Raw genomic sequence first — 23,438 nt, forward strand, 5'->3', positions numbered from 1 at the left:
TAGCTCATCGCTGACTTACCCGATGAAACTCGCTTCGTCACCTAGATGACGTCGATCGTTTCACCGTATTTATAACCTTTTGACAGGTCGCTCATTGTTCAGTTTTCAAGGAACAAGTTCTTTCACTTTATTCTTCATCCGGTTCAAGCCCGGAATTAGAATATATCATATTTCAAAACCGTTTTGCAAGCATTATTTTTAGGCTTGTTTCGATTTCGATCACCGCTGCCGCGTATCTCTCTCGGCCGGAATTAGAATATACCATGAACCGATTGAAGAATGCAAGCACTTTTCAAATAAAATGTCGAATAGGCTCGATGATCGCGTATAATAACCCACTTAGCCTGTCAGCTCAAAATAGAAACGGCTGCCCAGAGGCAGCCGCTTTGTTACTATGACGGCTAAGCCAGAAGCTTGAGGAATTCGCGCATAAAGCCCGGCAAATCCGGCCAAGCGTGGCCGGACACGAGCCTGCCGTCTACATGGAGCGTCTCTTTCGCGTAGCTCGCGCCAAGACGTTCAACATCCAATCGGCAGGCATTGTATGCCGTCATCGTGCGGCCTTTAAAATAAGTCGTATCCTGCAAGGAAGCAAAAACCTGCACGCCGTGGCAGATCGCCCCGACGGGTTTGTCCGCTTCAAGGAAATGGCTGAGTATGCGGGGGAGATCTTCACTGCCGCGAATATATTCGGGCGCTCGTCCGCCGGGTATGAGGAGCCCGTCGTATTGAGCCGGGTCTACGTCCGCGAACGCGATATGGGCCGGCAGCAAATGCGCCGGTTTCTCCGTGTAGGTATCCCAGCCTTCAACGAAGTCATGCACGACGGTATGCAGAACCTTTTGGACCGGGGCCGCTATGATCGCTTCGTACCCCTCCTCCAACATGCGATAATACGGGTAGTAGACCTCAAGTACCTCTGCAGCGTCTCCGGTTACGATGAGAATGCGTTTGGACATGATATCACTCCTCCACCAAATGTGATGCTCCTTTCCAATTATGATGAACCTTCCATAACCTGTAAACGGGTTGGTTTTGGCGATCCCTGTCGAAAACGTCGCGGAAGGGGCAACAAAAGAAAGACGCCGATTAAATCTCGACGCCTTCTACATTAATTTATCTATGCGATTTTGTCTGGAGCAGATGATTTAATTCGGATCAGTTCAATTGAAAAGCGTCGAAGAACTGCGCTTTATCCGCCCCGTCAATCGTGAGCGTGCCGATTGCCGTCGACGACGAAAGTTTGAAGTGCGTGGCGTCGATCTTCGCGGCTACGGCTTGGACATCGGCATTTTGAAGCTGCCAGTTGAGGTCCGCGACGAAATCGTCCATATCGTAATACGCCCATTCCAGGATAATCGTGGCCGTCTGCGTACCGTCACTGACCGTGAACGTACGGTTCTTGCTCGTATCTTCATTCGTACCCATGAAATGATTGGCCGCGAAGAACGCCGAATATCCTCCGCCCAGCGTGACGGATGCCTGCGTTCCCGTAGCGAACGTCATGATAAAGAACGTATCTCCAAATCCCATCGCCGTTAGCGTGCGCTGACCGAGATCGATATGATGATCGTTGCAATATTGCTGGATAAAGCTATCGACCGCCGACCCGACTGCCTGGCCCGTCGTAAAGCCGTTGAGCGGGATATCCCAGTTCAGTTCCACCGGGATGACGACATTGCCGTCGCTGATCGTGAAACTTACGGGATGCGTTTGGAAATCGGTGTCCGTGATCCGGACGCTTTCTCCCCTTGCCTGCGTTGCGTAAATCGTTTCGAAGTCGAAGCTCGAGATCGCTTTGCTTGGCAAGAAGCGAAGCTCCGAGATTCTGGCTTCCGCCTGAACAAGTTTGTCGACGTTCGTGACGAGCGCTTGGCGAACGGCCGTCAATGCTTCGAAGGCGCTGCGCGCCGCGGCTACGGCTGCTTTGTCGGACAACGTAATATCCGCCAGGTCCGGCAGATCGTTGATTTGCTGCGTAACGGCGGCAGCGGCTTGCACGTCCGCTTCATGCTCCGCCTTGAGTACCTCGATCCGGGCGACGGCATCGGAAAGTTTGATTTGGTTCGTGACCAGGTTCTGTTGATCCGCGGACAACGCGGAGTAGGCGGTGTTCGCGGCCGTTACGGCTGCTTCGTCGGACAATGCGAGGCTCGCCGTCGCAGGCAGCGCCGCGATTTGAGCGATGACGGCATCCGCGGCCGTCTTATCGGCTTTAAGCTGCGTCATTCTGGCCAGCGCGTCGGTCAGCTTCGCTTTGTTCGTGACCAAGTCTTGCCGGGTCGCCGTCAAGGCGTTGAATGCGCTGCTCGCGCCGTTGACCGCTGCTTCGTCGGACAGCGTAAGATTCGCTGCGGCCGGAAGCGCCGCAATGAGCGCGATAACGGCATCCGCCGCCTGCTGATCTTCGAGCACGATGATTTGCGCCAATGCGTCCGCGAGCTTGTTTTGGTTCGTGACCAGCGCCTGTTGGGCGGCCGACAAGGCATTGAAGGCGCTGCTGGCGGCAACTACGGCTGCTTTATCGGATAGCTGCAGGTCTGCTTTATCTGGCAATTGCCCGATCTGCGCGGTTACGGCGTTTGCGGCTGCGATGAACGCGTCGATCTTGGCGATGGCTTGCGTAAGCTTGTCTTTGTTCGTGACCAAGTTTTGCTGGGCTGCCGACAGGGCGTTGAATGCCGCGTTTGCCGCGTTAACGTCTGCTTGGTTGTCCAGTGTGATTGCGGCTGGATCCGGCAGGGCCGTGATCAGGTTTGTGACGGCGTTTGCCGCAGCGATGAGCGCAGTAATCTGCGTCTCGGCTTGCGTGAGTTTCGTTTGGTTCGTGACCAGCGCTTGCTGCGATGCCGATAATGCGTCAAACGCAGTTCTCGCTTCCGTTACGGCTGATTGATTGTCCAGCGTGATTGCTGCCGGGTCCGGCAAGGCCGTGATTTGCGCGGTTACCGCGTTTGCCGCTGCGATGAGCGCTTCGATCTTAGCGATGGCTTGCGTGAGTTTCGCTTGGTTCGTGACCAGGTTTTGCTGGGCTGCCGACAGGGCGTTGAATGCCGCGTTTGCCGCGTTAACGTCTGCTTGGTTGTCCAGCGTGATTGCGGTTGGATCCGGCAGGGCCGTGATCAGGTTTATGACGGCGGTTGCCGCCGCGATCAGCGAGCTGATTTTCACTTCGGCTTGCACAAGTTTGTCCTCATTAGTGACCAGCGCTTGTTGCGATGCCGATAATGCGTCAAACGCGGTTCTCGCTCCCATTACGGCCGCTTGATTGTCAAGCGTGACCGCTGCCGGATCCGGCAAGGCCGCGATTTGCGCGGTTACCGCGTTTGCCGCTGCGATGAGCGCTTCGATCTTGGCTACCGCTTGCGTGAGCTTGTCTTTGTTCGTGACCAAGTCTTGCTGGGCAGCCGACAAGGCGTTAAATGCCGCGTTTGCCGCGTTAACGTCTGTTTGGTTATCCAGTGTAATTGCCACCGGATCCGGCAAGGCCGTGATTAGGTTCGTGACGGCGTTTGCCGCCGCGATAAGTGCATCGATCTTGGCAGTAACAAGCACAAGCATGTCTTGATTCGTGACCAACGCCTTCTGCGGTTCGGTCAACGCGCCGAGAGCGTCCTTGGCCGCAGTAACGTCCGCTTGGTCTTCCAATTGGAGAACCTCGGGTTCCGGCAGCGCCGCAATGAGCGCAATGACGGCATCCGCGGCCGCTTTGTCCGCTTTCAGCTCCGCGATCCGGGCGACCGCGTCGGCCAGCTTGGTTTGGTTATCGGTCGTCACCAAAGCTTTTTGCGCCGTCGATAGCTTGCCGAAAGCGACATTGGCAGCCTCGACGCCCGCCGCATTCGCCGTTAGCGTCAGATCCGCCGTTGCGGGGAGCGCCGTGATCAACGCGGTTACGCCATCTGCCGCGCGTTGGTCGAGTTCCTGCTGGGACGGACCCGAGGGCGCCGAAGACTTCGGTACGATGAGGTTTCCTTTCTCGTCTTCCAGCCTGCCCGGCTGCGTCTCGAAAGAGCTGGAAGCTTGCGCGGCTTCGTTCATTTGGACCGTATCGATCTTTCCGCCGCCGATCACCTTGATGGCCGCATTCAGCACCAAATCGACGATTTTGGCGCCGGTACCCAGGTTGATATCGTTGCCCGTGGCATTCTCGCCTACCGTAATATGCTGGATATTCCCGCTTGGAATGTCGATGCGGACCTTAACGCCCGTCACGTCGACGTCGTCGAACGCGCCGAGAAGCGTGATCGAGCTGCCCGCCGGAAGCAGCTGGCTTAGCTGCACGTCGGTAAATCCTTCGCCCGTCAGGCCGGCGTCTTCTTCCAACGTGGCCGCGGTCTGCAATTGAACCGTTGCCACCGTCGTCGAGCCTTCCGCCACGATCCGAACGGTGCCGGCCGTTTTGTCCACGACGATCGCAAGCAGCACGGAATCCTCGAAGTGGATGCTATGCGCGCCCCCGCCCTGCACCAGCGTCGTGCCTTTCACTGTCACGCGGTCCAAGACGGCATCGCCCTCGCCGATCCCTGCAGCAAACGTCAGGTTGCCTTCGACAACCGTGTTGCGTAGGGTTACGCCCGGCGAGGAGACGACGACATCGCCATGAATCGTTCGGGTTCCCGTCGCGGGTCCGTAGGTACCCGCTTTATCGAAGACGACAGGCGCGGATTTCACTTTGAGCGCGTGGCTTAAAATAACAACGGCTTCCGCGCGGGTGGCGTTACTCGCCGGCTTGAACGTATGATCCTCGTACCCGTCCATGATTCCGCTGGCTTCGACGGCGCCGATGGCTCCCTTGCTCCAAGCCGGAATCTTGTCCGCGTCGGAAAAGGCTTGGGCGTCTTGCGGCGATGGTGCCAGCCCGAGCAGGCGCTCGACGATCAGCGCGATCTCTTGACGGGAGATCGGCGCATTGGGGTGGACGGATCCGTCCTCGAATCCGGTTATGTATCCCGCTTTCACGGCTTTCTGGAAATCGGCGTAGCTCCAATCGGCCGCTTTCAAATCCTTGAATGCCGCGTTCCCGGGCGAGGTAAAGCCGAACGCGCGGTTGACGAGCGCGACGAACTCCGCCCGCGTGACGGCTTTATCCGGTTGAAAGCTGCCATCCTCGTAGCCGTCGATCAGGCCTTGGGACATCCACTGGGCGATATCCTGCTCCGCCCAATGGCCGACGATATCCGGTGCCGTCCCCTCCGTGACGGCCGCCCCGTTCGCCGCTCCGAGCAAAGAGAGCGATAACGATCCGGCCACCGTAAGGCTGACCATTTTTTTCGTGAATCTTGCTGTTTTCATTTCATGCCTCCGTTATGTTGGTTGACTGCGACTGACTGGAAATAGGTCTCATGCGTCATTGCGATTTCATTCGCCATGCGAGACCTAAAACCCTTTAACGGGATTAACATCGCGCATACGCATGTCTAGACATGAAAAAGAGGAGGCATGACGGCGTAAATTCTTGACGAAAAAACCGTTCTCTTGCGTTATTTGCGCTCTATCTGCAGGTATGCGACGTCCTTGACGGTATACGTATCCTTGATTCTTTCGTCCGAGATGACGTTCAGCTTCACGAGATGCGAGATTTTGCCCGTGTCCGGGCTGGAGAGCAGCCGCCAAAGCTCAAGATCCGGCAGGGCTTCGAACAGCTTCGTTTCGTCGTATTCCTTTCGCCGGTGGGGAATCACCTTCACCTTGTAGCTGCCGACCTCCATCGACGTCGTATCGTGCTCCGCGCAATAGGCCAGGATCTCCTCGCGCAGCCGAGCCAGCTCCTCCTCGATTTCCTTCTGCTTGCGCTTCAGCCGGTAATAGCTTCTGACTTTGTTGTCCACTTGGTTCACGCTCCTTCTAGCAGATGTATATGCCGGCAAAGGAAGCATTAGAGCGGTTAACGCCGCGCACTCGAAGCCGAAACCACCCGGCTGAACGCGTATCTGCTGCAGCAAAAAGCCCGACCATCGCGGTCGGGCTCGTTTATTTGCGCGTATTCGTCGGGATCGAGGCATCCGCTTCACCCTTGGGCAATAGGGGCTAATCAGTCCGCTGCCCGCGACAAAGCGTCCTTTCTTGCCGCGGTCCTCGTCCTTGCCGAACCTTCATTACTCCCTGTATTTCGCGATCAGCGCCATCTTCAGCTCCCAGGCCATCTCGCTCAGGTTGACGCGGTACTCCGCGGGATTCGTCTTGCGCAGCACTTGCGGCCAAAACAGCTTCAACTGCTCGCGGTGATAGCGGCGGATGTCTTCGAGCGAAGGCAGCTCATAGACGAGCTCGCCGTCCTTGAAGACTTCGGCCAGCAGCGGCACGGCGTCGTAGAGCGGGACGACTTTCTGAATGTAATGGTGCACGGGGTCGAAGAGCCGCAGCGGCTCTTCGGTATCCATCGGACCTTCCTCCACGAGCGTCAAGTAATCGCCTTCGGCGATGCCGGTCTCGCGGTTGACGATGCGGTAGACGTCCTTGCGTCCCGGCGTGGTCACCTTCTCGGGATTGCCGGAAATTTTGATGACCGGCACGAATTCGCCGTCCTTCTCCCTGGCCACCAGCTTGTAGACGCCGCCAAGCGACGGCTGGTCGCCCGAAGTGATCAGCTGCGTGCCGACGCCCCATACGTCGATCTTGGCCCCCTGCCCCTTCAGGCTGAAGATCAATCCTTCGTCCAAATCGTTCGACGCGACGATGCCGACATAGTGCAGCCCCGCTTCGTCCAGCATTCGCCGGGCTTCCTGCGATAGATACGCCAAGTCGCCGCTGTCTAGCCGAATCCCGTTCATCTTCTTCCCCTGCTTCTCGAGCAGCTTTCCGATCCGGATCGCATTCGGCACGCCGCTGCGCAGCGTATCGTACGTATCGACGAGCAGCGTCACTTGATCGGGCAGCACTTCCGCGTATTTGCGGAACGCTTCTTCTTCGCTGTCATGGCCCTGCACCCACGCGTGGGCATGCGTTCCCTTGACCGGAATGCCGAACAGCATGCCCGCCCGCAGGTTGGACGTCGCGTGAAAACCGGCAATATACGCCGATCTCGCGCCCCAGACGGATGCGTCGGCTTCCTGCGCCCTTCTCGTGCCGAACTCCAGCAGGCCGTCGTCGCCGGCCACCTGCTTGATGCGCGAAGCTTTCGTCGCGATCAACGTCTGGTAATTGACGAAGTTCAGGATCGCCGTCTCGATCAGCTGCGTTTCGAAAATCCGGCCCGTGATGCGCAGCAGCGGCTCGTTCGGAAACACGAGGGTCCCTTCCGGCACCGCGTCCAGCTGCCCGGTAAACCGGAGCTCGCGCAGCGCGTCCAGAAACGCCTCCGCGTAACCTTCCTCCTGTTCCCGCAGGTAAGCAATCTCCTCGTCCCCGAAACGAAGGCTCCGTATATAGTCGACGACCCGCTCCAATCCGGCGAAGACCGCGTACCCGTTGCCGAATGGCAGCTTGCGGAAGAACACCTCGAATACCGCCTGCTCGTTATGCGAGCCTTGCACCCAATGGGCGTACATCATATTGATCTGGTATTTGTCGGTGTGCAGCGTCAAATTCTCGTGCGTCATGCTCATCCCCGCCGTTTCTCCTTTGCTCTACCGCTTGATCTGTTGCCCATCCCTATAAATCGCGGCGCCGAGCGAGTCCCGGAAATGTCCCAGCGCCCAGTCATGGCCCGGCGCGTTGAACGTCGCGACCGCATCGGCATGAACCGCGATCTTGTAGCTTTTGTTGTACGCATCGACGGCCGTGTGAAGGACGCATATGTCCGTGCACACGCCGACGAGATGCAATTCCTGGATGCCCCGCATGCGAAGCTGCAGCTCCAAATCCGTGCCGGCAAACGCGCTGTAGCGCGTTTTATCCATCCAATGGATGCGGTCGCGGTTCGCTTCGTATGTTTCCTTCAGCTTGCCGTACAGCTCCCGGCCGCTCGTTCCCTCGATGTTGTGGGGCGGAAACAGCTTATGCTCGGGGTGAAGCTCATCCCTCTCCCGGTGCAGGTCGACGGCCATGACGACGAAATCGCCCTCTGCCGCGAACCGCGCCGTCAAAGCCGCGATGCGATCCTCGATGTCGATGGCCGGCTGACCGCAAGGCAGCTTGCCGACGACGAAGTCCACCGTGTAGTCGATGACGAGGAGTGCTTTCATATGGAGCTCCCCTTTCGGATGTGAATGGAAGATTCGTTTCAGATTGAATTGAAGATTCGGATAAAATTGAAGATGTAAGACGGCTAACTGTAAATCGAAAGCCGGGGCACGTAATCGGTGAACCGGTACAGCTGCGCCGCGCGTTGGGAGTGGCGGTTGGACTGCTTCAGCTCGCCCTTGCGGTCGCGCGCTTCTTCTATGATGCCCTTGCGGCTCTGCGTCGACGTGATTTTACGGATAAAATTTTTCTCTTCGAACGACGGCACGACCGCTTCTATCACTTGGTAGAGCTCGCCGATCGTGAACTCCTCCGGGAGAAACGAACGCGCGATCGTCGTCGTCAGCATCTTGACGCGAATCTGCTGCAGCGCGTCCTCCAGAATCGAGCGGTGATCGAAGGCGAGGTCCATCGCCAGCGCTTCCTGTACCGGGAACAGCCGGACGTCCGCGGCATCGTCCGCCGCCCGCCGCTCCGCGAGATCATGCTCGTGCACGAGCGCGAAGAACGCATGCGAGATCATCCATCCGCGGGGATCGCGGCCGGGCTCGCTGTACGCGTTGAAATATTCGATGTGCACGGCGGCGACGCCCGTCTCCTCCCGCAGCTCGCGCAGCGCGCTGCCTAGCAGCGTCTCCGTTTCCCTGGTAAAGCCGCCCGGGAGTGCCCAATGGCCTTGGTACGGCCAGCCTTTGCGCTGAATGAGCAGCACCTCCAGCTGCCGCAAGGGCAGCGACTTCTTCGCCGTGCCGCGCTCCGTCGACGTAATGGTGAAGATCACGATATCCGTCGGAGCGCCGTCCGGCGTGCGGTATCGGCTGGCCGAGTAGGACGCGGCCTCGTCAAAGGATTCGTTCACGATAGGATCACCTGCTTCGGTTTTCTTATATTGTCATTCTGACATAATTAAAAATAAAGTCAAGGGGCATGCCAAAAAATCCTCATTCGCGGAAACGCCGTCTGTTCAACAGCGTTCACGAAATGAGGACATTTAAACCTCCGATTCGGCGAGACCCTCTTCGGGACCGGAGGCCGCCGCTATTTGGAGGGAGCGGGCTTGGCTCCCTTGCCTGCGGCGGACGCCGCCGCGCCGCCCTCGCCCTGAGGGTTCTTCGTGCCTTTGCTCTTGTAGGGCTTGGGCGCGTTCTTCAGGCGCTTCTCTCCCGCCTGCCAGCGGGTCCAGCCTTTCTTGTCGGTGCCGCGGCCCGTGCCGCCTTTGCCTTTGGCCATGATCGTCTACCTGCCGGACAAGGAGGACCACTTTTGTTCCAGCCACTGATCGAATTCAGCTTCCTTATCGCCTTCGTAGGTATCGTAGACATCCGTTCTCATATGCTTCAGCTTTTCCTTGAATGCCTGGTAATCATGGCCTGCCGGCAGGCTCTTCTTGATGCGAAGCAGGATTTTGCCCGTGCCCTTGATCAGCTCGCCCGTCTTCCGTGCCGGCGCTTCCAGCTCTCCGCCCAGCTTGACCGCCGCGCGATGGGCCGCCAGCTGCACCTGATGCACGGGATCGTTCTGCGCGATGCGGGACAGCAGGTCGATCACCGGTTGACCGCCCGCCTCGCCCAGCGCCTCCACCGCTTTCAGCCGCTCACGCCAGTTGGACATGCGCCCCGCGGATTTCTTCAGCTCCTCCAGCGTAGGCGCTGCGTCCGTCATTTGTTCTGTATGTTCCAATTCCATCAAACTCCCTTAGTCGAATCGCTTAGCTTGCTTCACTGCAATCACTACAACGCTACCTTTAAATACTTCGAAAGTCAATGCCGCGGTCTTCGCTAAGGCTGGTAGGCATCCGATAACGCCCTTCCTTCGCTCGATCCGAGTTTCGCGTTCGTACGGTATTGACTCGGCGTCACGCCGTATGCTTTCTTGAATTGCGTAAAGAAATGGCTGCGGCTCGAAAAGCCCGACTTCGCCATGATGTCGGCGATCGGATCGTCCGACGAAGCGATCAGCCGGCTCGCGCAGCCCAGCCGTTCGAGGTTGATGTAATCCGCGACCGAGATTTGGCGATGCTTTTTATGAAGCTTGCCGAGGTAAGGCGGAGACAGATTCACCTCATCCGCGATGGCATCCAGCGACAGGGAGGGATTCGCCAGCTCGCGCTCCACGATGCGCGCGACGCATTCGAGCAGCTTGGTGTACTTGTTGTCTCGCTTGGCTTCGAGCTCGCGCGCCAAGCCGTCGAACAACGCGAAATAATCGGCCAGGATCTCCGCGGTCGTCTCCGCTTTCTGCAGCTTCACCAGGAACCCGTTGAATTGAAAATCCACCTTCATCGCATGGTTGCTCTCCAGCACTTCGATCGCATGGCGAATGAGCAGCAGCAGCCGGATGAACATGGAATGAACCGCCGTGTAGCTGTACTTCGGCGCGGCGGCGGCCACCGCCTGGAGCAGCTCCTTCGCTTCCTCGAACCGGCCTTGAACGAGCGTCTCCGTCAATGCCTTCTCCGTGTCCGCCGGGAGCTGGTATTCGTCCGTGCGCGGTGGAATCCGGTCGCTGAAAATCATGCTGGAATAACCGTGCATGAGCCGGTAATCGGACAGGTCCGCGGTTTTCAAATAGTGAAAGTCAAGCGCCTGCAGCAAAGCGAAGGGCTCGCCGAACGTAATGGAGACGGATAAGCGCAAGTACTCGTGCGTATGCCGCTGCGCCTGCAGCATCGCTGCCGTCAGGCTCTCGTTCGCGGACGGCGCGTCCAGCGTCGGAACGTTCAGCAGGATCGCGATCGAATCCTCGTCCATGTCGATGCACTCATGTTTATGCGCCGGTCGCAGCAGCTCGCTCATGATATTGACGATCCCGAATTTCAGCAGATCGCGGTCGGAGCGGCTGTACGCGGCGCAGAACGCTTTGAAGCGATCGATCCTGGCCAGGACGATCAAGCCGCTCGCCGACGGATCCAATTCGATGCCGTACCGCTGAAATTGCTTGCGGACGAATTCCGGCGGCAGCAGTCCCTTGGCGTGGATCAGCTTGCGCAGGAACTCCTGTTTGCGGTTGTACTGCTCGTTGCGTTTCTCCGACTCCAGCTGGTTGTAATTCTGGATGACGACGGACATCGGCACGTACAGCCTGCGGGAGAAATAAAACGACAGCAGCATGCTGCCTATAATGAAGCAAGCCACGAAAAGATACGTCTTCTGCCGCATCCGCTCGACGTCCTTCACGATCATCGCGTAAGGCGTGACGCTGACCATTTTCCAATCGAATACGTCCATTGCCGCATAGGTAACGAAGGCGTCCACGCCGTTCACGTTCATGCGCAGGCTGCCCGCGCGCGCCTTCGACGCGTTGATCTGCCGAATGTACGCCTCGCCGTGCAGGTCGCTCAGCAGCGGATGAATCGAATCGGACGACATCAGCCTGCCCGCGCGATCGATAATGAACGCGCGGCTGGCATCGCCGGCATTCTGGGTTTGGATGCTTTGCTTCAGCCAATCCTCCGAGATGTTCAAAATGATGGCTTCGTTCACCTTGCCGCTCGTGAGCTGGGAGTCGAAGAACAAGTACGAGTATACGTACACGTCCTTCTCCGCGCCGGCCACTATGCCCGACATGACGTTCGGGATTTTGCGGAGCACGATGCTGTGGGATTTGTAGGTCTTCATGTCGTCGAGGACGGCGAAGATCCCCTGATCGTCGAAATCGGCGCGCGGGCGGACGAACTGCGCTCTGGGCACGGCATACATGCTGTCGCCGTTGTATACGTAGATGGATTGAAGGAACGGATAGATGTTCTTATAGGATTGAAGCTTCGTCTGGTATTTGTTGTAGTCCTCCGAGCTGACGTCGGAATAGAGCAGGTCCTTGATGCCGTCGTCGAAGAACGCCGTCGTGGACACCGACCTGGCCGTTTGTTCGAGAACGCTTACATTTCGGCTCGCGGCTTGCAGGTTCGCCAGCTGTTGGCCGTACACTTGGTCCAAGGCGAATCGCTCGAAGTTGCGGCTCAGCAGCGAGGATTGCGCGAACAGCAGCAGCACGGTGCTGACGAGGAAAGGAAGCAGGATCGTAAGGAAGAGCTGAAACGGATTTTTGAGCACGAATTTTCTAAACATGCGCGCACCACTCCTCTTCCCCCAAGACTATCACAGAACGCAAAATCGATTCAATTCATTTGGAAAAAGAACGGAAATGAGAACTATTGGCCGCTTTGAGAACTCCCGTTTTCGCCGGAAACGGACCGATGCGCAAAACGAGAAATTGCCGGCGCGCGCCGTTTATCCTATGATCGGAGCATGAATGGAGAACGCTTACAATTCGTTGTGCAAAGGAGTCGTCGCTATCCGTGGATAAACCTTCCTTCCTCTCGCCTTCCCGGCATCTGAAGAAGAACCTGCAGCTCACGCTGCTCGCCCTGCCGGCCATTCTCCTGATCCTCGTCTTCTCGTACTTGCCCATGGGCGGCATCTTCATCGCATTCAAGAACATCAATTATACCGACGGCATCCTGCGAAGTCCTTGGGTGGGCTTCAGCAACTTCAAGTTCTTCTTCACCTCGAGCGACGCCTGGACGGTCATCCGCAATACGCTGACGTACAATATCGTCTTCATCGCCGTCGGCACCTTCCTGTCCGTCGTCTTCGCCATCCTGCTGAACGAGATCGTCAGCCGGCGGTGGCTGAAAGCGTACCAAACCGTGTTCTTCTTCCCGTATTTCTTCTCGTGGATCATCGTCGCTTATATGGCGTATTCCTTTATCGGCCCCTACGGCATCCTCACGAACGGGCTCAGCCGGCTGGGCATGGATTTCGATTTCTACAGCGAGACGTGGATATGGCCGATTCTGCTTACCTTCATTAATATCTGGAAAGGGCTCGGATACGTCAGCATTATCTTCTACGCGGGCATCATCGGCATTCCGGGCGAGTATTTCGAAGCGGCCGAGATGGACGGCGCCTCCAAGCTCCAGGCGATCCGGCATATCACGATTCCGCTCCTCATGCCGCTCATCACGATCATGACCCTGCTGTCGATCGGCAAAATTTTCTATTCCGACTTCGGACTGTTCTTCTTCGTGCCGCGCGAGGTCGGCCAGCTGTTCCCGGTCACGCAGGTCATCGATACCTACGTCTACCGCATGCTGAAGGTGTCCGGCGATATCGGCATGTCCTCCGCGGTCGGCTTGTTCCAATCCGTGATGGGCTTTATCGTCGTGCTGGTCAGCAACTACGTCGTGCGCAAAATCGACGACGACAACAAACTGTTCTAGAAAGGAGGCGCGCGCCGTGCCGCTGAAGAAAAGAGCCCCGCAGCTCGTCATCCATCTGGTATTCATCCTGTTCGGCTTATCCTGCATCATTCCGCTCGTCTCGGTCTTGTCCGTGTCGTTCAGCAACGAGGTCGACATCATCCAGAACGGCTACCGCCTCATCCCGCATCTCCCGGATCTCAAAGCGTACGCCTACGTGCTGTACCGCCCCGTCCAGCTGCTCGGCGCATTCAAAATATCGCTGCTCGTCAGCGTGATCGGCACCGTGCTGGCCGTGTTCTTCATGGCGGGCATCGCCTACGCCTTGTCGCGTCAGGATTACCGGTTCCGGAACGGCCTCAGCTTCTTCGTCTTCTTCACGATGCTGTTCAACGGCGGCCTGGTGCCCACGTATATCCTGATCAGCAATTATCTGCATCTGAAAAACACGCTGTGGGTGCTGATCCTGCCCTATCTCGCCGTTCCTTGGTTCATCCTGCTGCTGCGCTCCTTCATGCAGAAAATCCCGCACGACATCATCGAATCGTGCATGATCGACGGGGCGAACGAGTTCCGGATTTTCTGGCAGGTGATCCTGCCGCTCGCCAAGCCCGGATTGGCCACGATCGCCCTCTTCACCATGCTGCAGTATTGGAACGACTGGTGGCTCAGCCTGCTCTATATCGAAGAAGAGCATCTCGTGCCGCTGCAATACATGCTCTACCGCATGATGAACAACATCTCGTTCTTGACCAGCTCCACGAACATGATGCCGCCGAGCATGAAGAACGTCACGCTCCCTTCGGAATCGGCGCGCATGGCGATGGCGGTGCTGGCGGCAGGGCCGATGCTGGCCGTGTTTCCGTTCTTCCAGAAGTACTTCGTCCGCGGACTGACCGTCGGCGCGATCAAGGGCTAGCTTGAACATGGACGTCATGTCCATCTCAGGATATAAGCGACTCGAACGAGAAAAGGGAGGATCCATTCATGGCAAAAAGATTTCGAAAGGGCAAGATCGGATTCGCGGGCATGCTCATGGTTCTGGCGCTGAGCTTGCTGGTCACGGCATGCGGCAGCTCGAACAACAACGGCGCAAGCACGAATGCGCCGAAGAACGACGCGGGGAGCGGCACCGCGAACGGGACGGACGCGAACGCTCCTGCCGCCGACGACGCGGGGACGAACAACGCCAATACGCCGGCCGACAGCGGCAGCACCGCCGATCTGCCCGAGGCGAAGCTGACCTGGTATTTCCCGGGAAACTTTCCGCAGCCCGAGCAGGACAAGGTTTTCGCGGAGGTCAACAAGGTCATTAAAGCCAAAATCAACGCCACCGTCGACTTCAAAGCGCTGCCGTTCGGCGATTACGATCAGAAGATGCAGGTCGTCATCGCTTCGGGCGAGCCTTACGACATCGCGTTCACGGCAGGCTGGATCAACAACTACACGCAGAACGTGGCCAAGGGCGCCTTCCTCCCGCTCGACGACCTGCTGGCGAAGTACGCGCCGCAATCCTACGCCTCGATGCCCGCTTCGTTCTGGGATGCCACGAAGATCAAAGGCCAGATCTACGGCTTCGTCAACCAGCAGATATCGGCGAGAACGCCGGCCGTCGATATTCCGCAAGCGCTCGTGGACAAATACAATTTCGACATGAGCAGCATCAGCGGCAAAATCACGTTCGATACGCTGAATCTGCTTGAACCGTTCATCCAGGCCGTCAAAAAGGATTACCCGCAGAAGTACCCGACCCTCGGCATCGATCCCGATTTCTTCAACATGGAAGCGATCGTCGGCATCAACGTACCCGGCGTCGTGCGCTTCGACGACGATACGCTTACGGTCGTGAACCAGTTCGAATCCGAAGAGTTCAAAACGTTCGCGGCGACGCTTCGCGACTGGAACGCCAAGGGGTATATGAATTCGAAGGAACGGATCTCCAAGAAACAGGATGATTGGGTCGACGCCAAAGCCGGGAAGTGGATCCTCAGCATCAGCGGCGCGTTCAAGCCGGGCGGCGCCAACCTCGCGGCCGCGCTCGGCGGTGAACCGTACGCGGAAGTACCGGCCGGCGTCGCCCACTTGACGACGGGCGGCATCACCGCGACGATGCAGGCGATCAACCGCAATTCCAAAAATCCCGAGCGATCCATGATGCTGCTGGAATTGCTCAATACCGACAAGGATCTCTACAACCTGCTCAACTTCGGCATCAAGGACGACCATTACAAAATCGACGCGGACGGCTTCATGGTGCCCGGCGACAATCAGCAGGCATATAACCCGCAGGTGCCGTGGATGTTCGCGACCAACTTCTTGGCGAACGTGGAGAAGGGCATGCCGACCGACGTGTGGGAACAGACGAAGAAGGTCAATGCCGAAGCGCTGCCTTCCAAGCTGCTCGGCTTCACGTTCGACGCGGAGCCGGTCAAAGGCGAGATCGCCAAAGCGACGGCGGTCTTCGACGAATACGCCCGCGCGATCAGCCTCGGCGTCACGTCCGAGGACAAATACGGCGCCTTCGTCGCCAAAATGAAAACCGCCGGCGCGGATAAAATCATTGCCGAGATGCAGAAGCAAATCGATGCGTGGAAGGCTTCGAAGTAGGCGGTCGCGCGCGGTAGGATGATCGCATGCCATGAGAGGCGGTTGCGGATCGATGCGGTAGCTTCGCCGTAAGCCGGCTCGCAATGGCGGGAGGAAGATTCGCATGCCATGAGAGGCGGCTGCGGATCGGTGCGCGAAAAGCTTCGAGTGAGAAGGCGGATGCGGCACACTACTCGGAGGCGGAACATGAGATCGAGTTGAGCGGGATTCCCGAAAACAGATAAGGCTAATCGCGGCGATCGGCAAGACCGATAGAATCGGTTTCGCATTGCGGCAGGCGTGAAAAATTCCCGAGAAGGACCGCACCGACAAAAGGGGCTGCTACCGTGGCTAGAATCACCGCGGACAGCTCCTTTACGGTGAGAAATCCTGCAAAAAGGCATCAATTAGCTCACAGTTCGTGATAGGAGCATCCGTTTACTGCAATTCTGCAGCAATTACTAGCAGAATCATCAATAGTGGTTTGATTGTTGAGTTATCGCTGCATTTTCGCAGCAATATCGCTTGAATGGACGATTAGGGCAGAAAAAACCTGCACTTTTGCAGCATTTTCGAGGTTGGAGTCCATGACCTGCGACCGCGAAGACACTTCCACATCCGGCGACTCTTGAGCGGCAGATCCCGCACTCATGCGGCGAGGATTCAGCCCATGCTGGCGACTCTTGGATGCCCAATTCCGCACTCATGCGGCGAAGATTCAACCCATGGCTGGCGACTCTTGGGCGGCCAATCCCACACTCATGCGGCGAGGATTACATCCCCATCAGGCGACAATCGAGGGGCCGATCCTACTCCTGCAAAAACGACAAAACGTTCATCTCGCATCGAATCCGCACGCAGTCTGCCGCGGTTCCCGGATGAACAGGCACCCCGACTTAGCAAGTAATCCCCGGACCATTCCCGCCCCAGCCAACGCCGCGACCTATCCAACTGCTCCCGTGCAATTCGCGCTTGCGTCTACCGTTCTGCCGTGCCGCCTACAACGGAATCCGGTACGCGGACCGTTCTTCGACGATGTGCTCGCCGCCCTGCCCGTATATCCATCTGAAAACGAAGGCGCTGCCCTCGTAGCCCGTGCGGCTGCGGAGGTCCGGCAGCACGACGGAATCGAAGTTGTCAAACAGCTTCTGCTGCATGTCGATCAAGCGCGCTTCGTTCGCGTCGCGCTGCCGCAGCGCTTCTTCCTTGGACGGGGCCGACTGCAGGAAGTACGCGAGGGCGACTTGATCCGGCGTCAAATCCTCCGGCAGCGGTTGGCCCGATCCGCGGAACACCTGCTTCACCGTTTCCACCCAGTCGCCGTAGAGATTCATCGTGATTTCATGGTTCATATGCGGTAAAAGCTCCTTCATGTTCTCGTTACCGTTCATTGTAGGGGGAAGCGGCGATCATCGCAAGTGCCGGACGAACGTTCGGCCGCGAACATGACAATCGCAAAAGCTCCCGTGCGTTTCGATAGTCGAAACGCGCGGGAGCTTCGTCGTCTTGCATCCGGTTCGCGAGCCGCGCCGCGTTGCCTGTTCGAAGACCGCGTAGCGCGGCATGTTCGCGGATCGCGCCGCGCGGCATCTCGCGAAACGTCAGGCGCAGGGTCTCCGCCAATACCACCGGAAGCCGCGGTTACTTGACCGCCCCGGCCGTGATGCCGCTGGCGATTTTGCGTTGGAAGACGATATAGACGAGCAGCACGGGCACGATCGTGAAGAACAGCGCGGCGAACAGCGGCCCCCATTCCGTGCGGTACTGCATCTCCGCCTGCATGACGCCGATCTCGACCGGCAACGTGTATTGGGTCGGATCGTTGACGAGAATCGTGCCGACGATGTATTCGTTCCAGATATTCAGGACGTTGACGATGGCGACCGTGATGAGGCCCGGCTGCGACAAGGGCAGCATGACCCTGAAGAACGTGCCGAAATTCGACGCGCCGTCCATGATCGACGCTTCCTCCAGCTCCTTCGGCAACGATTTGAAGAAGCCGACGAGCACGAAGATGCCGAAGGCCAGCACGCTGGACGTATACACGAGGATGAGGCCGATTTTGGTATTGATCAGATGGAAGGAGTTCATCAGGAAGAACAGCGGGATGAGCGCCAGGATGAACGGCACCATCATCGACGCGATGTAGAGCAGATATAGCGCGCCGCTGCCTCGGAATTTGTAACGCGCCAGCACGTACGCCGTCGTGGCTGCCAGCAGCAGGCCGAGCAGCGTCGAACCGACCGTGATGATGATCGAGTTCAGGAAATACGAATCGAAATTGTATTTGTTCCAGACATACGAGAAGTTGGACCATAATAGCGGCATCTCCGGCAAAGCCCACGGCAGGTGGCGGAAGAACTGGTCGTTGTTCTTGAGCGCGTCGAGCAGCGTCCACAGCAGCGGATACAGCACGGACAAGCCCCAGAGGATCAGGATGGCGTAGAACGCGAGTTTGACGATCGGGTTGCGAATGCCGTTGTTCATGATGAAATCCCCCTTAGCTCAGCTCGACGGTCTCATGACGAAGCAGCCGTTGCAGCACCACTGTCGTAATAAGCGAGAGCACCAGAATCAATACGCCGATCGCGGCTCCGAAGCCGAAATGGTACTGCCGGAACGCCATTTGGTACAAATACGAGCCCATGACCTGCGTGCTGTTGTCCGGGCCGCCCTCGGTCATGATCCAAACGATGACGAACGAGCCGTTCAGCGTCGTCATCATGATGTTGAGAATCGATACTTTCATCTGCTCCCAGATGAGCGGAACGGTGATGCGCCGGAATTGCGTCCATTGGCCCGCGCCTTCCAGGTCGGCCGCCTCGTAGTACGAAGCCGGAATGTTCTGGATCGCGGCGATCAGCAGGATCATGTAGAAGCCGATGCCCGCCCAGATGGCCGGCGGCAGCAGCATCCAGATCGTATGGTTCGTGAAGCCGAGCCAGGTGATGCTGACCTTCTCGTCGGTGAACAGGGAGAGAAACGCGTTCAGGAAGCCGATTTGCGGATTGTATATGAAGTTCCACAAGACGCCGATGACGACGACGGAAATGACGTTCGGAATGAAGAAGATCGACCGGAAGAAACCGGCCATCTTGAAATTAAACCGGGTCAAGGCTACCGCGAAGAAGGTCGCGAGCACCATGATGCCGACGATTTTGCCGACGACGAGGAAGTAATCGTTGCCGATCGCCCGCCAGACGATGGGATCCTTGAACATTTCCTTGAAGTTGCCGAAGCCGATAAAGTCTTTCGTTTGCGACATGCCGGACCAGTCGAACATCGAATAGTAGAGGCCCTTGGCAACGGGATAAATGGTGAAGATGCAGAAAAACACGAACGTCGGGATGATGAACGAAGCGATGAAAAGATTTCTCTGCCACTTGGCGCTGCCTGCTTCCATGACGCGACCGCCCTTCCGGTAAAATTCGCGAAGGATGATCGGGCGCGGGCCCGGCCATCCTTCGCGCTTTGTCTACTGCCTTGAAGCGAAGACGATCGTTACTTGGTTACTTTCTTCACGACGTCGGTGACGCGTTTGATCCACTCGTCCGGCGTGATCTTGCTGATCGTCAACGCGTCGGTCGCGTCTTGCATCGCTTTGTCCACGTCCGCGTTGAACGTGATCGTCGGAATGACGACCGTGTTCGGATCCGTCAGGTACTTCGCCGCGTCCTTCACGAAGCTAGGCGCGTTGGAAGCGCTGATGTCGCCTTTGATGTTGGACGGCGCGCCGCTCAGCTCCGCCCACTGGGACGCCTGCGCTTTAGAGAAGACGAACTGCAGGAACGCTTTGGCCGCGTCTTTGTTCTTGGCGTTCTTCGCGATGGCGACGGTGGCCGTCGACGTGTTCGCGACGATCTTCTGGCCCGCGTCCTGCGTGATCGACGGGATGAAGCCGAAGTCGAAGCCTTGCGGAATGTCCTTGGACATCTCGTTCGGCAGCCACAGGCCGTTCGGGATGAATGCGTCCTTGTTTTGCAGGAACAGCATTTGCGAGTCGGTGTGGTTGATTTGGATCGACGCCTTGTCGATGAAGCCTTTGTCGCGCAGCGTCACGATTTTGCCGAGGGCCGTCTTGACCGCTTCGCTCTCGAACGCTTCGACCTTGTTCGCCGCCATGTCCTGCAGGACGGTATAGTCGCCGTTGTTCGCGGAGACGATCGCCGGGTACAGGAACGCGCCGTTAATGTAGTACGGGTATTTGCCGGTATGGATAAACGGCGTGATGCCGGCCGCTTTGATTTTGTCGCTGACTTCGAGGAATTGTCCGAAGTCTTGCGGCTCCTGCCAACCCTTTTCCTTGAAGAGCGCCTTGTTCCAGAAAATGCCCCACGAGTTCAGCACGAGCGGAATGTTGTAGATCTTGCCGTCGTACTGCTGCGGCGCCTGCGCGAGGATGTCGAGGATTTTGTCGCCGTCGACGTTCTTCGCGTCCTTGAGCCAGTCGGTCAGGTCCTCGAGCTGCCCGTCCTCGACCATCTGGCGGTCGTTCAGCTCCGGTCCGTCGATGTACACGAAGTCCGGCGGATTGCCTCCGATCCAGCGCGGTTTGTTTTGTTCGTTGATTTTCGGTCCGCCGAGCGCTTTCACATGGAGGTCGGGGTTAGCCGCTTGGAAATCCGCGATGACCTTCGTCCACCATTTGTCCCCGTATCCGCCGACGAAGTATTGCACTTCGAAATCGCCGGTGAGCTTGGGCGTGTCCGTCGTTGCGCCGGCGTTCGTGCCGCCCGCGTTCGCCGCGTTCGTCGCATTCGTGGAATCGTTCGTCGCGGCGGCATTGTTCGCCGCGTTGTTGGTCGCGTTGTTCGTGGAAGCCGCGCCGTTCGAAGCGTTGTTGCCATTGGACCCGCAACCGGCGAGCGACATCGAAGCAAGCAATACCGCCGCGCCCATCGCGGCGTACTTTTTCTTGTTCATCATTAAGCGTACCCTCCTAGTATGTGTGTGTCGGCGCCGGCATCGAATCTCGCGATTCGCTGGAGAACCTGCTGCAGCGCTTGTATTCATCATAGTGGGCGGGGCGGCTGCGCTGAATCGAATATCTTCCACGAATTCTTTAGTATTTTCTTATTGTAAAAAAATCGAGGAGCTCGCGGTCCGCAAACAACCTGATCTCCAAGAACAAAAAGAACCGGCCCGCGTAATCGCGGACCGGTTCTTTGCATCACTGCCTGCTGCCTACCTAGCGCTGCCGCCTATTGCTTGCTGCGCGTCTCGGCGAAATGCTGCAGCTCGTCGAGTGCCGCCTTCGGCGCTAAGCCGTCGTACAGCACGGCGTCGCCCAACTTGCGCGCGTAGTCCATGACGGCCTGCCAGGCCGGCTCCTGCACCGGGTAGAACTTTGCCCGGGTGAGCGCGAGCAGATTGGCCTTCATGTCGTCGTCCTCGGCGGCCAGCTCGTCGCCCACCTGGGAATTGGCCGGCAGAAACCCCTCCCGCCGGATCATCTCGAGGTAGGACGGGTCGTCGTAGAGGAAATCCAGAAATTTGGACAACGCCTCCTTGTCGGTATGGTCCGTCTTGAAAGAGACGAGCACGTCGTGCACGCCGAACGAGATCGGGGCGCTGCCGTCCTTGACCGGAATCGGCCCTTGGCCCCATCTCAGATTCGGAAATTCCTTCGGCACGACGGACGAGAAATAGTTGCCGGAGATCATCATGCCGAGCTTGCCGTCGCCGAGTATCCGCTGCTTCTCGTCGCGCGTCGTGACCGTCGGCTCCGGGTCGGTGAGCCCGGCATCGAACAGCGCCTTCAGATACGTCAGCCCTTCCACGTTCTCGGGCGAATTGATCGTCCATTGGCCGTTCTGGATCCACCCGCCGCCCGCGCCGAAGAAGAAGTACGACAGGTACGCCTGCGTCTCGTTGTCGGTCAGGTCGACGCCGAAGCCGTAGCCGGCGCCGGATTGCTTGATCTTCTGCGCGTCCGCCTTCAGCTCCGACCAAGTAAGCGGAGGCTGCCGAATGCCGGCTTTATCGAAGATATCCTGGTTGTAATACAAGCTCCGGATCGTGGCGACGTACGGAATCGCGTACTGATGGCCCTCGATCTGGTCCATGCTCATCAAGTTCGGATACAGCTTGTTCCGCAGCTCCGGCGACAGGATGTCGTTGAAATCGTTCAGCAGGCCGTCCTTCGCGAAATGCGCGTAAACGTTCGTGTTCAGCAGGTCCGGCGGCTGGTTCTGGCTGATCATCGTCGTGTAGATGCCGTCCAGGATGTCCCAGTTCGCGACCTGAAGCTCGATGTCGATGAGCGGGTTCTTGAGCTCGAACTCCTTGACCAGCTTCTCCAGGATCGGCTTCGTCTCCGTGCTGTATTCGGAGGCCACGAAACGGATGAGCGCGCTCTTCTCCGGAGGAGGAGCCGCTTGCCCGCCTTCGTCGCCGCCGCAAGCCGAGAGCAGCACGGGAAACGCGAGCAGCAGCGCGGCGGCTCGTTTCGGGTAATGCGACGCAACGGTCATGGCTTGGACGCTCCTTTCGAACGAATCTCTTGATCGCGATGACGCGCTTCGTCACTGGATGACGGGAAACGGAAACATCAGCCGCTGGATTTCCGGGTCGTTCATGTTCGCCCGGGTCACGACGGTCGAGCCGATCAGCGTCGTCTTGTCCGTCTTGCGGCCGCCCGCCGACTCCGCGGCGGTCTTGACGCCCAGATAGCCGACGTTGAACGGCTTCTGGACGACGAGGGCGTCCACGGTGCCTTCTTCGAGCAGCTGAATCTCGTAGATCGAGCTTTCGAAGCCGATCAGCTTGTAGGCGTTCGTCTTCTTCGCTTCCTTGATCGCCTTGGCGACGCCGAGCGTGGCATTCTCGTTCAGCGCGATGAAGGCGTTTACCTTCGGATTCGTCCGCAGCAGCGCAACGGTGAATTCATACGCCAGCTGCTCGGAATCGCCGCTGTAATACGTCCCGGAGATGCGGCCCCCGTGATCCTTCATCGCCTGCTCGATACCGGCGTACCGCCGGTTCGAGATCGGCGCTTTCTGCGAATCGCTGAACACCGCGACGGCCGGAGCCTCGCCGACCGCGAGCGCGGCCGCATCGCCCGCGAGCCGGCCTGCCTGCAAATGATCGTTCGATACGAACGCGGGCGGATTCTTCAGCGCGAGCGGCGTATCCATGACGACGAGCTTGATGCCGGCCGCGCGAACGTCGTCCAGCAGCTCCGGGATGCGGGGATCGTCCATCGGCGCCACCGCGATCGCGGCCGGCTTGCGCGCGATCGCGTCCCTCAGGGCCGTGATCTGCCCCTCGACGTCCGATTCCTGCAGCGGACCCTGCAGGTCGAGGCGGACGCCGAGCTCCTTGGCCGCCGTCTGGGCGCCGGAGATGACCGCCTGCCAATAATCGGAACGGACGTTCAGCGATTTGAGCACGACGGTGATCGTCTTGCCGCCGCGGTCCGGCCCCGGGATCAGCTTGGCGAAAAAAACGGCATAGACGGCGGCCGTCGCGAGCACGAGAACGAGCAGAATCGTGAGGCGTTGCTTGCGCATGAGGCGTTCTTCCTTCG

Annotated in this window: 19 protein-coding genes; 3 read left to right on the forward strand and 16 right to left on the reverse strand. The window is 58.2% G+C overall.

Going from position 1 to position 23,438, the window contains the following annotated elements; genetic code table 11:
• Positions 1-401: 401 nt before the first annotated feature.
• From AC50YL_RS04830 to AC50YL_RS04870, 9 genes are all read right to left on the reverse strand, one after another.
• Positions 402-959 (reverse strand): DJ-1/PfpI family protein, encoded by a 558-nt coding sequence (locus AC50YL_RS04830; protein ID WP_494829819.1) that lies wholly within the window; start codon positions 957-959, stop codon positions 402-404.
• 199 nt (positions 960-1,158) lie between these two features.
• Positions 1,159-5,295, reverse strand: coding sequence for an S-layer homology domain-containing protein (locus AC50YL_RS04835; RefSeq protein ID WP_494829820.1), 4,137 nt, complete (start codon positions 5,293-5,295; stop codon positions 1,159-1,161).
• Positions 5,296-5,483: 188 nt separating this feature from the next.
• Positions 5,484-5,831 carry a hypothetical protein gene (locus AC50YL_RS04840; RefSeq protein ID WP_494829822.1) on the reverse strand — a complete coding sequence of 116 codons (348 nt, stop codon included), beginning with the start codon at positions 5,829-5,831 and terminating at the stop codon, positions 5,484-5,486.
• Positions 5,832-6,098: 267 nt separating this feature from the next.
• The gene (locus AC50YL_RS04845) at positions 6,099-7,541 is read right to left on the reverse strand and encodes a nicotinate phosphoribosyltransferase (protein ID WP_494831144.1); all 1,443 of its coding nucleotides are present in this window, start codon (positions 7,539-7,541) and stop codon (positions 6,099-6,101) included.
• Between the two features lie 27 nt (positions 7,542-7,568).
• Positions 7,569-8,126, reverse strand: a complete 558-nt coding sequence (locus AC50YL_RS04850) for a cysteine hydrolase family protein (RefSeq protein WP_494829823.1) — start codon at positions 8,124-8,126, stop codon at positions 7,569-7,571.
• An 83-nt stretch (positions 8,127-8,209) separates the two neighbouring features.
• Complete coding sequence (locus AC50YL_RS04855; RefSeq protein ID WP_494829824.1) at positions 8,210-8,983, reverse strand: NUDIX hydrolase; 774 nt, start codon at positions 8,981-8,983, stop codon at positions 8,210-8,212.
• Between the two features lie 179 nt (positions 8,984-9,162).
• On the reverse strand, positions 9,163-9,354 hold the full coding sequence (locus AC50YL_RS04860) for a DUF3934 family protein (RefSeq protein WP_494829825.1): 192 nt from the start codon (positions 9,352-9,354) through the stop codon (positions 9,163-9,165).
• A 6-nt stretch (positions 9,355-9,360) separates the two neighbouring features.
• Positions 9,361-9,804 (reverse strand): HEAT repeat domain-containing protein, encoded by a 444-nt coding sequence (locus tag AC50YL_RS04865; RefSeq protein WP_494829827.1) that lies wholly within the window; start codon positions 9,802-9,804, stop codon positions 9,361-9,363.
• A gap of 98 nt (positions 9,805-9,902) precedes the next feature.
• Entirely contained in the window at positions 9,903-12,191 is a 2,289-nt protein-coding gene (locus tag AC50YL_RS04870) for an AraC family transcriptional regulator (RefSeq protein WP_494829829.1), read from the reverse strand.
• Positions 12,192-12,421: 230 nt separating this feature from the next.
• Here AC50YL_RS04870 and AC50YL_RS04875 point away from each other — a divergent pair, with 230 nt between their 5' ends.
• The 3 genes from AC50YL_RS04875 (at position 12,422) to AC50YL_RS04885 (ending at position 15,931) form a co-directional block, all read left to right on the forward strand.
• Positions 12,422-13,345, forward strand: a complete 924-nt coding sequence (locus AC50YL_RS04875) for an ABC transporter permease (protein WP_494829831.1) — start codon at positions 12,422-12,424, stop codon at positions 13,343-13,345.
• 16 nt (positions 13,346-13,361) lie between these two features.
• Positions 13,362-14,243: a carbohydrate ABC transporter permease gene (locus AC50YL_RS04880; RefSeq protein WP_494829833.1), complete on the forward strand. Its 882-nt coding sequence runs from the start codon at positions 13,362-13,364 to the stop codon at positions 14,241-14,243.
• Positions 14,244-14,311: 68 nt separating this feature from the next.
• Entirely contained in the window at positions 14,312-15,931 is a 1,620-nt protein-coding gene (locus AC50YL_RS04885) for an ABC transporter substrate-binding protein (RefSeq protein WP_494829835.1), read from the forward strand.
• A 977-nt stretch (positions 15,932-16,908) separates the two neighbouring features.
• Here AC50YL_RS04885 and AC50YL_RS04890 read toward each other — a convergent pair.
• The 7 genes from AC50YL_RS04890 to AC50YL_RS04920 form a co-directional block, all read right to left on the reverse strand.
• The gene (locus tag AC50YL_RS04890) at positions 16,909-17,262 is read right to left on the reverse strand and encodes a hypothetical protein (RefSeq protein ID WP_494829837.1); all 354 of its coding nucleotides are present in this window, start codon (positions 17,260-17,262) and stop codon (positions 16,909-16,911) included.
• A 28-nt stretch (positions 17,263-17,290) separates the two neighbouring features.
• A complete protein-coding gene (locus tag AC50YL_RS04895) occupies positions 17,291-17,533 on the reverse strand; it encodes a hypothetical protein (protein ID WP_494829839.1) in 243 nt (80 codons plus the stop codon).
• Positions 17,534-17,551: 18 nt separating this feature from the next.
• Positions 17,552-18,397: a carbohydrate ABC transporter permease gene (locus tag AC50YL_RS04900; protein ID WP_494829841.1), complete on the reverse strand. Its 846-nt coding sequence runs from the start codon at positions 18,395-18,397 to the stop codon at positions 17,552-17,554.
• Positions 18,398-18,410: 13 nt separating this feature from the next.
• Entirely contained in the window at positions 18,411-19,313 is a 903-nt protein-coding gene (locus tag AC50YL_RS04905; protein ID WP_494829843.1) for a carbohydrate ABC transporter permease, read from the reverse strand.
• 98 nt (positions 19,314-19,411) lie between these two features.
• Positions 19,412-20,836 (reverse strand): ABC transporter substrate-binding protein, encoded by a 1,425-nt coding sequence (locus AC50YL_RS04910; RefSeq protein ID WP_494829845.1) that lies wholly within the window; start codon positions 20,834-20,836, stop codon positions 19,412-19,414.
• A gap of 275 nt (positions 20,837-21,111) precedes the next feature.
• Entirely contained in the window at positions 21,112-22,383 is a 1,272-nt protein-coding gene (locus AC50YL_RS04915; protein ID WP_494829847.1) for an extracellular solute-binding protein, read from the reverse strand.
• A gap of 51 nt (positions 22,384-22,434) precedes the next feature.
• Entirely contained in the window at positions 22,435-23,421 is a 987-nt protein-coding gene (locus tag AC50YL_RS04920) for a substrate-binding domain-containing protein (RefSeq protein WP_494829848.1), read from the reverse strand.
• Positions 23,422-23,438: the final 17 nt, after the last annotated feature.

This window comes from Paenibacillus sp. J22P277 (genome assembly GCF_059383675.1).